The organism is Arenibacterium halophilum (assembly GCF_005938225.1).
GTDB classification, from domain to species: Bacteria; Pseudomonadota; Alphaproteobacteria; order Rhodobacterales; family Rhodobacteraceae; genus Arenibacterium; species Arenibacterium halophilum.
This window is the reverse complement of record NZ_VCPC01000008.1, coordinates 21,644-35,719: the sequence shown is the minus strand read 5'-3', so window position 1 is coordinate 35,719 and position 14,076 is coordinate 21,644. Positions and strand designations below refer to the sequence as shown.

The window sequence follows — 14,076 nt, the reverse complement described above, 5'->3', positions numbered from 1 at the left end:
AAATTCTGGAACAAGTGCCGCTAGCATGTGTTCTCCCTGTGTCGGAGATGCATCCGGCTTCCAAGACTTCAATCGTCAAAGGGACAAAAAATGCGGATCCTCCACATCGCGCTGGGGGGGTGCCTAAAAGCGCCTCCTGTCGACTACGGGCTGACCGAGGATACGGGCGGTCACATCGCCTATGTTCTGGGAGCAGCGATGGCACAGGCGAAGCTGGATCAGGTCACTGGCGTGGACATTGTGACACGCGGCTTCGCCGATCTCGAACTCGGTCCGGCATACGGAAAAACAATTGAAGAGGTTTGCCCCAAACTGCGGATTCTGCGTTTGAGAACCACGAACGACATTTATCTCGACAAAGATGCTCTGAATGCCGAAATCCCGGCGATAACAGAAGCATTTTGCCAGATGTTGGATGGGCTCGGCTATCGACCGGATGTTATTCACGCCCATTTCTCGGACGCGGCAGCAATTGCCCGGGCGGCCTTTGAGAAATTTGCAATACCGTGGATCTACACACCGCATTCACTGGCGTTGGAGAAAGCGGATTGCGACCCTGCATCGCAGCGCGTTTCCGACGAGCTGGCGGCGATCCGCACGGCGCATGGGATTATCGTTTCATCACGCGATGAAGCGGAACGGCAGCTCATGGCCTACGACCCTGATGCGGCAGGTCGGATCCATCGGATTTCGCCGGGTGTCGCGCTGACACCGCCTCAGGGTCCGGACAAGGGACGGCGCCTGATTGCCCCATTCCTGCGGGACCTGCACAAGCCAATCGTTCTCGCCGTCGCGCGCCCGGTGAAGAAGAAGAACCTCGCGGCGTTGGTTCGCGCTTTCGGCGAAAGCCCCACGCTTCGCGACACCGCAAACCTCGTGGTCCTTGCCGGGCTAAGAAAATCTCTTTGTGATGGCCCAGACGAACAGGTGGCCGTTCACCAGGACCTAATGGGGCTAATCGATCAATATGATCTGTGGGGCAGCGTTGCACTGCCGAAGCGTCACACTGCGGCTGATGTGAGGTCTCTCTACGATCTGGCAGCGATTGACGGCGTGTTCGGAAATCCTGCGTGGCATGAACCGTTTGGGCTGACCGTTGTCGAAGCCGCACAAGCCGGAGTGCCGGTCGTGGCAACGCGCAATGGCGGACCATCATCGATCATCGGTGACATCGGCTATGGGGCTTTGGTTGATCCTAGAAATCCGGCCGACCTTGCGCAGCGCCTACTGGACCTGCTGAATGACCCGGAGCGCGAACAACGCTGCGCCGATGCGGGTGCCAAAGCGTGCCAACTTTATCAATGGAAGCAGTGGGCAAGCGAGAGCGTCTGCGTCTATCGGGATATTTCGACACGGCGTGCAAAGGCGCATCGGAAAGTTTCACGCGTCCTTGCCTGCGATGTGGATGGAACCTTGACCGGCGACCGTCGGTCCGCTGCGGCCTTCGGAAAGTGGTCTTCCAGACGAGAAGATACCTGCGTTCTTGTCGCCACCGGCCGATCTATATCCGAGGCGCGGCGCGTGATTGCGGCCTGGGATTTGCCGTGCCCGGATATTCTTGTGACATCTGTCGGAAGCGAGATCTGGCGGTGCGACGGTTGGGGCGACTATCGGCTGTGCCGCTCCTACGCTGACCGCATTTCCAAGGGGTGGCACCAGGAGGATATTGCCAAAGTCATCGCGGGCCTTGGGCTGACATCGCAACCAATGCACGACCAACGCCGGTGGAAGCTGAGTTATTTCGGTAGCGTTGCGGATAGCCGTCGCGTCAGCCAAACTCTGACCCACCAAGGGCTGGCGGCGCGTGTGGTTCATTCGCATGGCAACCTGATCGATGTCCTTCCAAGCAATGCCGGTAAGGCGGCGGCCATCACATTCGAAGCCGAGAGGCTTGGTCTGACGTTGGCCGATTGCATCGCCGCCGGGGACAGCGGTAACGATCTGGACATGTTGTCGGCCTGTGGCGCCGCCATTTTGCCCGCGAATGCACGCGATGGCATCGCCGATCTTCTGCGCGGCAAAGCCTTTCAAAGCCGCCATCGTTATGCAGCGGGCGTTCTCGACGGCCTCGCGGCGATCTATGGCGCGACCGAGCGATCGGCGGTGCGGCATGCGTGACTTTCCCCACGCCCCGCGACCCATTGGATATTTCGTGCACCACCAGGGACGGGGGCACGCGGAGCGGTGTGCGAGCTTGGTGAACGCGCTTCCGACCGAGCAGGAGGTCGTCATCTTCTGCGCCCGCAACGACATTTTTCCCGCGATGCGTGACAACACCAGTGTCATTAAAGTTCCGTCCCTCTTCGAGCGTTCGGGGCAGGAACGCGAGGGGCTTGATGCGGTTGCGACGCCCGAGACTTTGCATTGCGCGCCGCTCGGCTGGCCGGGAATACGTCGTGCGATGGCCACGATGGCCCAGTGGTTCGATACTGCCGATCCATCTTTGATGATCTGTGACGTCAGCGCAGAGATAGCGCAGCTGTGCCGCATCTGCTCGGTCCCGCACGTCAAGATTTTGCAGCACGGGGACCGAAGTGACCCCGGCCATCGCGCGGCCTATGACGGCGCGGTCGGGCTTCTGGCCCCCTTTGCGTCTCAGCTTGCCCAGCCGGACTGGACCGAGACGATGCTGGGCAAGACGCACTTCGCTGGTGGACTTGGGCTTCGGACGGAGGCTCCATCGAAGGAGGATGCCCGCGCGCGGCTTGGGCTTGACGCTCATCAAAGGGTCGCCCTTGTTCTGTCGGGTGGTGGGGGAAGCGGCTGGTCGAGCGCCCCGTTTGGTGTTGCGGCGCGGGCGCTTCCGGACTGGACGTGGATCACGGTCGGCGCGATGCAGGTCGACTGGCACGGGACGGAGGGGCGCAACCTTGTTCACAAGGGCTGGATCGACACCGTATCGGACCACATCGCGGCGGCTGATCTTGTCGTGTCGTCGACCGGGAACACCACCTGCGCCGAAGTTATGGCCGTCGACCGCCCCTGGATCGTCGTTCCCGAGTGGCGCTATTTCGACGAACAGGTCGAAAAGGCGCGGGCTCTTGCTCGGGCTGGGGTCGCCTTGCACCTCGACCACATGCCGTCCAGCGCCGGGGCATGGCGGATCGCCGTGGCAGAAGCCCACGACCGGCATCGACCCGGTGCGCAATCTGCCCTCATCAATCTTGACGCGGCCATTGAAGCCGGCAGTTGGCTCCAGTCGTTGATCCCGTCATCGCCCTCATTGAAACATAAGCACGAAGGAATTGTTGCATGACCCGTATCTCCGCCCTGACCATCGCCGCCGGTCGCGCCGAGCATCTAAAAAACGTGGTCGCCGGGTTTCAGGCTCAAACTGTCCGCCCGGATGAACTGATCATCGGTGTGATGCAAAACGAGGCCTACGACGGCCTTCCCGACACGGATTTCCCGGTCAGGCAGATCTTCGTCACCGGGCCTGAATTGCCACTCGCCGCCGCACGAAATGCCGTCGCCGCGGCCGCGTCGGGCGACCTTCTGATCTTTGTCGATGTCGATTGCATTCCTCATCCCAATTTCGTCTTCGACTACCTCTCGACCTCCGCTCGTCACGCAGGGCTCTTGATGGGCGAGGTGGGGTATCTTCCGGGTGGTGCCACGTCGGATGGGCTGGACTATGCCAGGTTCGAAAAGCTGGCCGTGCGCCATTCGGACCGGCAGGGGCCGCCTACTAAAGGCATCTCGAAATGCGAGGACTACCGGTGCTTCTGGTCGCTCAACTTCGCGATAGACCGACACAGCTGGACCGCGTCGGGCGGGTTCGACGAGCGCTACGTCGGCTATGGTGGCGAAGATACCGATTACGGGCGGATATTGGACGAACGGGGTATCCCGATTTACTGGATCAAGGGGGCGACGGTGTATCACCAATATCACCCGCATTGCATGCCCCCGATCCACCAGGTCGGCTCGGTTGTCCGCAATGCGGAGCTCTTCGCGTCCAAATGGGGGCATCGAACCATGGAACACTGGCTCTACGCTTTTCGCCTCATGGGGCTGATCGAAAACACGAGGACCGGCATCCGTATCCTGCGTGATCCCGACGACGCGGATTACGCGCTATGTTCGCAAATGGAAGACATGCCCTACGCCAGCACTCGTAGGGTCATCGACAAACTGGATCAGGCCCAGGACCAAGCCACGGGTGCCGCACGCGTGGCCCAGGTCGAGAAAGCGCAGAGCGTCTTCCTGCTGCCGGCTGCGGAATGACGGAATTTGCTATAGTCTGACACGATGATTTTGCTTTTGATCGGGGTGGGTCTCACCGTTTACGTGTGTGCCGACTTTCTCTTCACGACGATTGGTGGAACACCGTCGCGTTTCCTGTCCTTGCGGATCGCCAAGTGGGTCTTTGCCGTGTTCCGCAGCCTTCCGGATGGGCGGTTCCGACACGTTGCCGTTGGTCCGGTGGTTATGAGCGCCGTCGCGCTCTGGTGGGTTGCAGGGATAGGTGTGGGCTGGGGCATGATCTTTGACGGTTTCGACCGCGCCGTCGTCATGTCCAAGTCGGGTGTTGATGCCGGTCTTCTTGGCGCGATCTCGCACGCGGGCCATCTGTTATCGACCGTCGGTGGTGGAAAGACAGAGCCATCAAGCCTGGGCTACGCGCTGCTTGGCGTGGTTTGCGCGGTGAATGGAATGGTGGTTCTGACACTCTCTGTGTCATTCGTGCTGTCGACCACGCAAACGGTGAGCAATGGGCGGGGGCTGCTGTTGTTGCGGCGGGTCATGGGGCCCGACGATTCGGACTACCGAAGCACTGTTCTGCCGCAGCTGGCGACGCTGGTCGCTCAGTTGAACACGGCGCCGTTTGCCCTGTTTTATAGCCACCCCGATACAGATATGCGCCTGCCGCGCAAGTTGGTCGAGGCATTTAGCAGTGATGATGCTGCGCGCGTTCTGTTGAGCAGCCTTCCGCAGGAACCGGATCCCACAATCGAGGGGCTGCGCGGATGGGCACAAGCCTATCGTCTGTCGCCCCGGACTGTTTAGGCGGCCTTGGGTGGGGTCATCGACGCCAACACATTGTCGGCTGCGCGCCGTCCAAGCTCTTCTACATTCTCAAGGCCCTGAACGAACGGATTATGCCGCAGCAGGACCGGGATGGCAGCGCAGGTGATCGTGGAGGCGCGGCACATCTCATGCGTGACGCGCAGCGACTCAGGATCGAAATGACCGCCGTGCGATAGGGTCGGGAAGCTGAGATCGGCGAGGGCGGCTGCGGTCTGACCACGCGCGTCTACAAGATGATCGAATTCCATAGTGCCGCATTTTCCGGATACCAGAGCCCCGGGGCTGGCCGGAGAGATGGTGTAGTGCTGACCCAACCCATGCAGATCCAGAACTCCGGCGTCATTCAGGGCGAGCATCCGTCGGATCGAGCGATGTGGCACCGAAGCATAAACATCAGCGAAGACCGGCCGTAGCTCCTTGTCGAACTGTCTGCGGTCTTCGTCGCTGAAGTGGGGAAGGACACTTTCGTATGTCAGGTGCGCTGCCAGCAGGGCCATGCGCCAAGGATCGGTGTGCCGGGCCTCCCTGGCCTTGGCTGCTACGGCCAGGCCGGTTCGTGCCGCTTCCCAACCGCCTTGTTTCAGCCGGTCGGCAAAGTGGCGTTCGGCAAAACCCTCGACACGGTTTGGCTGGGCCCGCCTGGCATAGGTCGGGTCCAGGAGCCGGAGATCTTCGCCCAGTTGCCTTTGACACGCCTCAAGCAGACCGGTTTGCCCACTGGTGCGGGTCACAAGAAGTTCGAGACCTGCATGGTTGAATGTCGGAAGGCCGGGCAGGGGCAGGGGATAGAACCAGTCGGCATCGGGCAGCAGCCCGCGTCTTGAAAGCATGGCCATACGGAACGCACTGTCCTTGCTGTTCGGGATCCACTGGGTCCCGTCCGTTTCGTCGAAACGGCCATGAAAACTCGCCAGGGCTACGGCAGCGTCGATTGCGGTCAGGGAACTGCCCAAGATACCGACGCGACAATCATAGAAGCGGCGGAGTCGCTCTGCCGGCCAAGGTGCGTGCAGCACGACCCCGGATGGGTGCGTTTTCTCCGACCATTTGTGGCCTGTCGCAAGAACGACGTGGTCAAAAGATGTCTGGCCGACTGCGTGAGGCGTTTCAAATTTCACCACGGTGCTATCTGGGCTTGGGATAACGTCAGTGACGGCGTGTCTGGATCGTATCTCCACCGTGTGGCCTCTGCCTCGACCCTGAGCCGTTAACGCCGCAAGCTGGGCCACGAAATACCGACCCAGAACCAGCCGCGGATAAAAGGTCTCCGGTCCGATGTCGTCAGCAGACATTCCGAACTCTCGCAGAGTGGCCGCATCGCAAGATCGCAGGAACTCCTCAAGCGTCTCGACTACCGGGGGCACTTCTCTGCTGCCGATATTGGACAGCATCTGGGGCAGGTTCTCACCTTCGCGATACGGCATTCCCGTGCCGATTTCGCGTTCCCGCTCAAAGAGATGGATTTCGAGCGGCTGAGGCGAGGTCAGCAGCTGTTTCAGCGCGTAAATGGCGGTTGGACCACTGCCGACAATTGCAACACGGGGCAGGGACGGATCACGCATGTCAGGCACGCGAACACGGTTACTCTTGCCGCGCCGAGGGCGAGGGATAGTTTGCTCCAAAGCAGGACCTTTTCCAACTGAACTGAAATCGCGAAAACTGATTTCGTATTAAGTTTTCTAATATTGGAACAATCGGCGCTGAGATTGGTTCCTTAGGCAGAAACACCGCAGTTTAAGTTTACCAATCGTCGCTGACAGGAAGACCGAACCTTTCCGGTTTGCGGCAACGGAGGCCCTATGCGTATTGCCCTCATCGCCCATATTCGTCACCCGATCGCCATGCCGTTTATGGGCGGCATGGAAGCCCATTCTTACGCATTGTCATCGGCCCTGCGCGATCGGGGGCACGACGTCACGATGTTCGCGTCTGGCGACAGCAAACCGCCGTCGGGGGTTCGGCTGCATCCGATTGTGGAGCATCACTACGACCGCGATTTCCCATGGCACCGCTTCCACGGGACCGACGCCTTGAACGCGCATCTGGACGCGGCATTTGAAGGAATTCTGAACCAATTGCGCGACGGCGGGTTCGACGTCATCCACAACAACTCGCTTCACCGGTATCCGCCCCGGATGGCCCGTCGTGACCGGGTGCCGATGCTGACCTCACTGCACGTGCCGCCGTTTGACGCGCTTCGTCGGGCCGTCCATGCCTCCGGTGCCGCATGGAACCGGTTTACCGTTTGCTCGAGTGAACAGTTGAAGGTTTGGTCGTCCGCGACCTCCGAGCTGCCTTTGCATATCGCTTATAACGGCATCGACACGGCACGGTGGTCCTTCCGACCCCAAGGGGACGGAATCGCAGTTTGGTTCGGTCGTATCACGCCCAACAAGGGGACGGCGGAAGCCGTTCGTGCCGCGCGCTACGCTGGGCTGCCGCTCAGGATCTTCGGGCCGGTGGAAGACCAGGCTTACTTTGACCAGGTAGTGGCGCCATTCCTCGGGCCGACGATGGCCTATTGCGGAAACCTCGATCCGGACATGTTGGCAGACGCCGTTTCACGAGCCTCTGTCTGTCTTTTTACCCCACGGTGGAACGAGCCCTTCGGCCTTGCCGCCGTCGAAGCCATGTCTTGCGGCGTTCCCGTGGCGGCCTTCGATGCGGGCGCCGTGTCTGAAGTCGTCGGCGAGGGTGGCGCCATTGTCGAAGAGGGGGACGTGGTCGGACTGGCTGCCGCAGCGCTAAGGGCCATGCGCTTGGACCGCCATGACGTCCGGCAACAGACCGTCAGCCGCTTCGGTCTCGATACGATGATTGACCGCTATGAAGAGCTTTATCGGCTTTGCATAGCGGAACGCGACACTCCGGCACCCGACGTCGACTTCCCTTCAATCGAACTTCCGGCTTGGGCCGGTGTGCTGCCCCTTGCAGCCGAATAATCCAACCCTGAAAGGAGCATGATCATGGCGAAGGCCGCGAGCAAATCGAAATCTAAGACTCCCGCGAAAGCGCCGAAATCCACGGTGAAGCAGCCGCAGACGAATTACGGCGAGGGCGGCGAGACGCACCAAACCGCCGGGGGCGACGTGCCGGTGATGACGACCTCTCAGGGTGTCCCGGTGTCCGACGATCAGAACACGCTGCGGCAGGGCGCGCGCGGCCCGGCGCTGATGGAGGACTTCCACTTTCGTGAGAAGATGTTCCACTTTGACCATGAGCGCATACCGGAACGCGTAGTGCATGCGCGGGGCTATGCTGCGCACGGATATTTCGAAACGCTGGACCCGATCCCCGAGCTGACGTGCGCTGACATCTTCCAGCGCAAGGGTGAGAAGACGCCGGTATTCTGCCGGTTCTCTACTGTGGCCGGGAACAAGGGGTCGGCAGATCTCGCCCGCGACGTGCGCGGCTTTGCGGTGAAGTTCTACACGCAGGAGGGCAACTGGGACCTCGTCGGCAATAACATCCCGGTGTTTTTTATCCAAGATGCGATGAAGTTTCCCGATCTCATCCACGCCGCCAAGCAGGAGCCCGACCGAGGATTTCCGCAAGCGCAGACCGCTCACGACAATTTTTGGGACTTCGTATCGTTGATGCCTGAGGCGATGCACATGGTAATGTGGGCCATGTCCGACCGGGCCATTCCCCGCTCTTTCCGGTTCATGGAAGGGTTCGGGGTGCACACCTTCCGCTTTGTGAATGCGGATGGTAAATCCTCTTACGTGAAATTCCACTGGAAGCCGAAGCAGGGCCTTCAGTCGGTCACCTGGGACGAGGCGCTAAAGATCAACGGCGCCGACCCGGACTTCCATCGGCGTGATCTTTGGAACGCGATCCAAAGCGGAGATTATCCCGAATGGGAGCTGGGCGTTCAGGTGTTTGATGACGAATTCGCGGACAGCTTCCCCTTCGATATCCTCGACGCGACCAAGCTGATCCCGGAAGAGGATGTTCCCGTTCGCATCATCGGCCGGATGGTGCTGGACCGTGTCGTCGACAACTTCTTTGCCGAGACCGAGCAGGTTGCCTTTTGCACACAGAACATCGTGCCGGGCATTGATTTCACCAATGACCCGCTGCTTCAGGGTCGCAACTTCTCTTACCTCGATACGCAGATCAAACGGCTCGGCGCACCGAACTTTACGCATATCCCTATCAACGCACCGAAATGCCCGTTCCATCATTTCCAGCAGGACGGCCACATGGCGATGCACAACCCCAAGGGCCGCGCGAACTATGAACCCAATTCCTGGGGCGGAGCCGAGGGCGGTCCGAGAGAGGCTCCCGAGACCGGCTTTCGATCCGTTCAGACCGAAGCGGAAGGGGTCAAAGACAGGGTGCGGTCAGAGCTGTTCGCCGATCATTACAGTCAGGCCCGTCAATTCTACTTCAGCCAGACGGAAGTTGAGCGGACGCATATCGCCGATGCCTTGGTTTTTGAGCTGAGCAAAGTGCAAACCAATGCGATCCGCGAACGCCTGCTGTCGCATTTGCCGAATATCGACGAAGGACTTGCGCAGTCGGTTGCTGACGGGCTTGGAATGGACGTTCCGAAGCCTGCAAAACCTGCCCGTGAAAGGGTTGATGGATTGGCGGAGTCGAATGCGCTCAGTATTCTGAAAAATGGCCCGGATAGTTTCGCCAGCCGAAAACTGGGCGTCCTGATCAGCGACGGGGCGGATGCAAAACTATTGGATGCCCTCAAGAAAGCTGCGGAAAAGGCGGGCGTTGTCGTCGCGTTGGTGGGCCCAAGGGTCGGTAGCGTGACGCTTTCCGACGGCTCCAGCGTCGAAGCGGACGAGAAGATCGACGGTGGTCCATCTGTCCTGTTCGATGCGGTCGCGGTGCTGGTGTCTGAAAAAGGCGCGGAGAAGTTCGCCGGAAGTCACCCTGCAAAGACCTGGGTCGCGGACGCATTTGCGCACAAAAAATTCATGATAGTCACCGACGAGGCTCTGCCTTTCCTCAAAAAGGCTGGCCTGCCGGACGAACCGGATGGCGGGATGTTCTTCGCGAAGGACATAAAGCCGTCGGCGTTCTTCAAAGAATGTGCCGCTCTGCGGTTCTGGGAACGCTCGGTCTGATGGGCGGTGGTGATGCTTGAGCTCGTCCGTCAGAACTCGGAGCTTGTGCAGATCGGGGCCAGCCTTACGACGACGGTCGTCTGGCTGGTTTACTTGCACGTCCTTCTAAAGGGCTTCAAAGATCAACGCAGGTCGAGCCTGTTGATCAACCGCGGGGGCGGCGAAGGTCTGGATGCGCGTTGCCTGATCTCAAATATGGGGGCGCAACCGGCTTACCTGTTGGACGTTCTGGCTGGCGTCGACACGAAAGATGGCCCCAGTGTTGCCAGCGTCGTGGATCGGCAAGAGCTTCGTCGTGAGGAACTTGAGCGGCCAACGGAGATGACAGGCCAGGGGCCTCTGCCAAGTGGCGGCTACGTCGATATCGGTTCGTTCCGGGATATCCTGGATCGGGCCGGATATGACCTGTCGAATGGCCGGTCCCCGCAGGCAACACTGAAACTGGTTTCGGTCGCCGCAACGAACCAAGCGTCGCATATTGTGGCTGCCGTGAGAGAGTTTGATGTTCGGCAGGACGGGGGGACGATCACAGTTCGTCCCCGGACACTTGAGGCGAGACAGGTCCGGTCCCGATCCGCACGACGCAGGGTTCGCAGCGTGCTGGAAAAGCTTCAGTGCCGAGGGTCTGGTTCGGAAAGCATCGCAGCGGATTTGCAGATTGTATGAACAAAGCCAATGTGATGGGGGAGCTAAAGCTCCGTATTACACTTCGCGTGAGGAGCGACACGATACCTAGTCGAAGGAGCGGCACAGGTTCGGAACAGTTCTACACTGGGCCAAGATTCCACTTCGCGCAAACCGCACGGCCGGTGCCTGGCAAAACTTCGAGAGTTGGCGCGGCTAAATCGCGTATTCGGACAGGAAGCTTTGTGATGGACAACCGGGTGGAACTCGATTTTCTCACTGCGAGTCCGCGCCGTCCAAGTATCAGTGCTGGATGCGGAGGCTGATTAACTCTCGAAACTGGACTTGCGGGATTATTTCTAAATTTCTCTGTGCTATGGAAGTCGGGGCAGAGCCATGACCTGTCGATACTGTGGATACAGACGATGCAGATTGATCTGGACACGCTTTTCGCAAACGCGACTTCGCCCTATGTACTCCTCGATTCCGACCTGCGAATTGTCTGGGCCAATGAGGCGTACCTTAACGTCACTGAACGCAGTCGAGACAGCTTAATCGGGTGTCTCATGACCGATGCCTTCCCAGCACCTGCGGATTCAGTTTCCGACCAGATGCTGCGTGGCTCCTTTCGCCAGGTGTTGGCAACTGGGCAGCCCGATCATCTGCCTTTGATCCCATACCCGATCAAGGCCGCAGGTGGCCGCGTGGTCAATCGATACTGGAGCGCCACGCATACTCCTATCCCCGACGCAAAGGGCCGCGTCGCGTTCATTCTGCAGAATACGGTTGACGTGACCGATCTGTATCTTGGGGAACAAAAGACCGGGGTTGCGGACCTTGAGCGTCATGTTTCTCTTTTGCAGCGCGCTGAAGCTGTCACGACCGAGAATCTGGCTCTTGGAAAAATCACAGAGTTTTTCCAGTCCGCCTTTGATCAGGCCCCAAGCTTTATGGCGATCCTGAACGGGCCAGAACATATGTTCAAGATCGTGAACCAATCTTACACGGATCTGATCGGCGGCAGAGAAGTGATCGGTTTGCCGCTTCGCGAAGCTCTGCCGGACCTTGACGGGCAAGGCTTCATCGAGTTGCTGGACCAAGTGTACCGAACAGGAGAACCCGTTTCGTTCAAAGCTATGCCCGCGCGGCTACAGGCTTCTCAGGATGCACGACCGGAACAGTATTTCGTCGACTTCATATTCCATCCGTTGAAAGACGACTCTGGTGCAGCAATCGGGATATTTGTTCAAGGACACGATGTCACAGGCCAGCTGGTTGCCGAGGCCGAACTTGCGGCAAGGCGCGAAAAGTTTCGCATCATGGCGCAAACCATGCCGAACCACGTGTGGACCGCCGATAAAGAAGGTTCGCTGGACTGGCTGAATGTCCAAACCTATAAATTCACCGGTTACAAAGAAGGCGATCTTTTCGGCTCGGATTGGGCGCGCGTCGTCCATCCGGACGATCTTGAAGCGGCGAAGAATAAGTGGGCGTACGCTATCCACGACGGCATTCCCTACGAAACCGAATTCCGCATTCGCAAGGCTGATGGAAGCTATCGTTGGCACATCGTACGGGCCTCGCCATTGCGCACCAGCGAGGGGACGTTGACAGGGTGGGTCGGCACCAACACCGATATCGAGGATCGCAAGAACTTCGAGGCCGAAATCGCCAAGGTCAATGCGACACTGGAAACGCGGGTGGCACGGCGCAACCGTGAATTGGAGGAGTTGAACGCCGCCTTACGCCATAGCCAGAAACTGGAAGCAATTGGTGGCCTTGCTGGCGGTATCGCGCATGATTTCAACAACCTGCTCCAAGTGATCACGGGTAAACTGCGGTTTGCGATGCGCGAAATCGGCCCTGAGTCTCCCGCCAGGGCCCATCTTGATCAGGCCATGAGCAGCGTTAGGCGTGGTGCAACACTGGCCTCTCAGCTCCTATCCTTCGCCCGGAAGCAACCTCTTTCGCCGACGGTGACCAATCTGGGCAGGCTCGTCAGTGAGGCCGTCGATATGCTGCACACCGCCATTGGAGAGGGGGTCGAGCTTGAATTGCGCTTCGACGACGGTCTCTGGAATATCAACGTCGATCGCAGCAGCATGGAAAACGCCTTGCTCAACCTGGCGATCAATGCGCGCGATGCCATGGATGGCCAGGGAAAGTTGGCGATCCATATAGGCAATGTCACTTTGGATGAGGCTTATGCGCAAACACAGCCGCATGTGGCACCGGGGCCATATATCTGCGTGAAGGTGACAGATTCTGGTCGCGGTATGTCGCCGGAGATAGTCAATCGGATTTTCGAGCCGTTTTTCACCACGAAGGCCGACGGCAATGGAACAGGGCTTGGCCTCTCGATGGTCTATGGGTTCGCAATTCAGTCCGGAGGCTACGTCAGGGTCGAGAGCGAGGTTGCGGTGGGCACATCAATAAACATCTACTTGCCCCGTTCCTTCGAAGAGGAGCAAGCGATCCACCGCGGCGCTAAAGTCGAGGTATTGCGTGGATCAGAAACAATTCTTTTGGTCGAGGATGATGACGAGGTGCGCGCTGTCGCCTTCAACATGCTCACGGACCTTGGATATATTGTTCTCCAGGCACCCGATGCGGAACAGGCGCTGAACCTCTTGGCAAGTGATCGACACATCGACCTTCTGTTCACCGATGTGGTGATGCCAGGAGAGGTGAATGGCCAAGTATTGGCGGAACGGATACGCGAGATGCGCCCCGGGGTGCCGGTGCTCTTCACCTCCGGCTTTGTGCAGGATCGGATAGTGCAAGACGGCCGCCTAAACGACGGGGTTCAGTTGATTGGAAAGCCGTATACGGAGGTGCAACTTGCGCAGAAGATCCGCGAAGTGATTGAATGCGCTAGAACCGCCCTCGGGTCGACACTCTCAGATGCGGTGGCAGGTACAAATCAGACCGTTTTCAATGATACTCTACAACTTGAGGGCATCCGCATTCTGATTTGCGAGGATGATGCGTTGATCAGGCTGGATCTGGCCGAAGAGTTGCGCGATGTGGGGTACGAGGTGCTTGAAGCAGCAAACGCGCGTGAAGCTCTGAATTTTTTGAGAAGCGAGGCCATAAATGTGTTGGTGACGGACGTCGGATTGCCTGATCGATCGGGTCAAGATCTGGCAAGGGAAGCGAGGGAGATATATGCCGACCTGCCGGTGATTTTTGCCACTGGCGGCGTAGACGTTACGTCGGCCAAAGATATGGACGACTGCATCGTGTTGAGCAAACCGTTCGAGAGCTTAGCTCTTCGGAGTTCCATAGAAGCAATTTTGATCTCTCAGTAATTGGACGGCCGAATTTTAGTCTC

The 14,076-nt window shown here is 59.0% G+C and carries 9 protein-coding genes; 8 read left to right on the top strand and 1 reads right to left on the bottom strand.

Annotation, left to right across the window (positions count from 1 at the left end):
• Window positions 1–90: 90 nt before the first annotated feature.
• From FGK64_RS21420 to FGK64_RS21405, 4 genes are read left to right on the top strand one after another with little or no spacing between them, the layout of a single operon-like run.
• Complete coding sequence (locus tag FGK64_RS21420; protein ID WP_138865907.1) at window positions 91–2,118, top strand: HAD-IIB family hydrolase; 2,028 nt, start codon at window positions 91–93, stop codon at window positions 2,116–2,118.
• A complete protein-coding gene (locus tag FGK64_RS21415; RefSeq protein ID WP_138865906.1) occupies window positions 2,111–3,256 on the top strand; it encodes a glycosyltransferase in 1,146 nt (381 codons plus the stop codon). The genes FGK64_RS21420 and FGK64_RS21415 overlap by 8 nt, the downstream gene beginning before the upstream one ends.
• Entirely contained in the window at window positions 3,253–4,227 is a 975-nt protein-coding gene (locus tag FGK64_RS21410; protein ID WP_138865905.1) for a glycosyltransferase family 2 protein, read from the top strand. Before FGK64_RS21415 ends, FGK64_RS21410 begins: the two co-directional genes overlap by 4 nt.
• A 24-nt stretch (window positions 4,228–4,251) precedes the next feature.
• Window positions 4,252–5,010, top strand: coding sequence for a hypothetical protein (locus FGK64_RS21405; RefSeq protein WP_138865904.1), 759 nt, complete (start codon window positions 4,252–4,254; stop codon window positions 5,008–5,010).
• On the opposite strand, the gene FGK64_RS21400 is transcribed toward FGK64_RS21405, so the two are convergent.
• Entirely contained in the window at window positions 5,007–6,593 is a 1,587-nt protein-coding gene (locus FGK64_RS21400) for an FAD/NAD(P)-binding protein (RefSeq protein WP_138865903.1), read from the bottom strand. The two genes, FGK64_RS21405 and FGK64_RS21400, sit on opposite strands and share 4 nt — an antisense overlap.
• Window positions 6,594–6,830: 237 nt before the next feature.
• Between FGK64_RS21400 and FGK64_RS21395 the strand changes: the two genes are divergently transcribed.
• The 4 genes from FGK64_RS21395 to FGK64_RS21380 all read left to right on the top strand — a co-directional run bounded on the left by FGK64_RS21395 (window position 6,831) and on the right by FGK64_RS21380 (window position 14,053).
• Complete coding sequence (locus tag FGK64_RS21395) at window positions 6,831–7,973, top strand: glycosyltransferase (RefSeq protein ID WP_138865902.1); 1,143 nt, start codon at window positions 6,831–6,833, stop codon at window positions 7,971–7,973.
• Window positions 7,974–7,997: 24 nt separating this feature from the next.
• A complete protein-coding gene (locus tag FGK64_RS21390; protein WP_138865901.1) occupies window positions 7,998–10,118 on the top strand; it encodes a catalase in 2,121 nt (706 codons plus the stop codon).
• A 12-nt stretch (window positions 10,119–10,130) separates the two neighbouring features.
• Window positions 10,131–10,784 (top strand): hypothetical protein, encoded by a 654-nt coding sequence (locus FGK64_RS21385; RefSeq protein WP_138865900.1) that lies wholly within the window; start codon window positions 10,131–10,133, stop codon window positions 10,782–10,784.
• Between the two features lie 383 nt (window positions 10,785–11,167).
• On the top strand, window positions 11,168–14,053 hold the full coding sequence (locus tag FGK64_RS21380) for a hybrid sensor histidine kinase/response regulator (protein ID WP_138865899.1): 2,886 nt from the start codon (window positions 11,168–11,170) through the stop codon (window positions 14,051–14,053).
• Window positions 14,054–14,076 lie beyond the last annotated feature (23 nt).

Bases quoted from the DNA above. Each gene is read 5' to 3' on its own strand.
- FGK64_RS21420 (WP_138865907.1), top strand. From the start codon at position 91: ATGCGGATCCTCCACATCGCGCTGGGGGGGTGCCTAAAAGCGCCTCCT.
- FGK64_RS21415 (WP_138865906.1), top strand. From the start codon at position 2,111: ATGCGTGACTTTCCCCACGCCCCGCGACCCATTGGATATTTCGTGCAC.
- FGK64_RS21410 (WP_138865905.1), top strand. From the start codon at position 3,253: ATGACCCGTATCTCCGCCCTGACCATCGCCGCCGGTCGCGCCGAGCAT.
- FGK64_RS21405 (WP_138865904.1), top strand. From the start codon at position 4,252: ATGATTTTGCTTTTGATCGGGGTGGGTCTCACCGTTTACGTGTGTGCC.
- FGK64_RS21400 (WP_138865903.1), bottom strand. From the start codon at position 6,593: ATGCGTGATCCGTCCCTGCCCCGTGTTGCAATTGTCGGCAGTGGTCCA.
- FGK64_RS21395 (WP_138865902.1), top strand. From the start codon at position 6,831: ATGCGTATTGCCCTCATCGCCCATATTCGTCACCCGATCGCCATGCCG.
- FGK64_RS21390 (WP_138865901.1), top strand. From the start codon at position 7,998: ATGGCGAAGGCCGCGAGCAAATCGAAATCTAAGACTCCCGCGAAAGCG.
- FGK64_RS21385 (WP_138865900.1), top strand. From the start codon at position 10,131: ATGCTTGAGCTCGTCCGTCAGAACTCGGAGCTTGTGCAGATCGGGGCC.
- FGK64_RS21380 (WP_138865899.1), top strand. From the start codon at position 11,168: ATGCAGATTGATCTGGACACGCTTTTCGCAAACGCGACTTCGCCCTAT.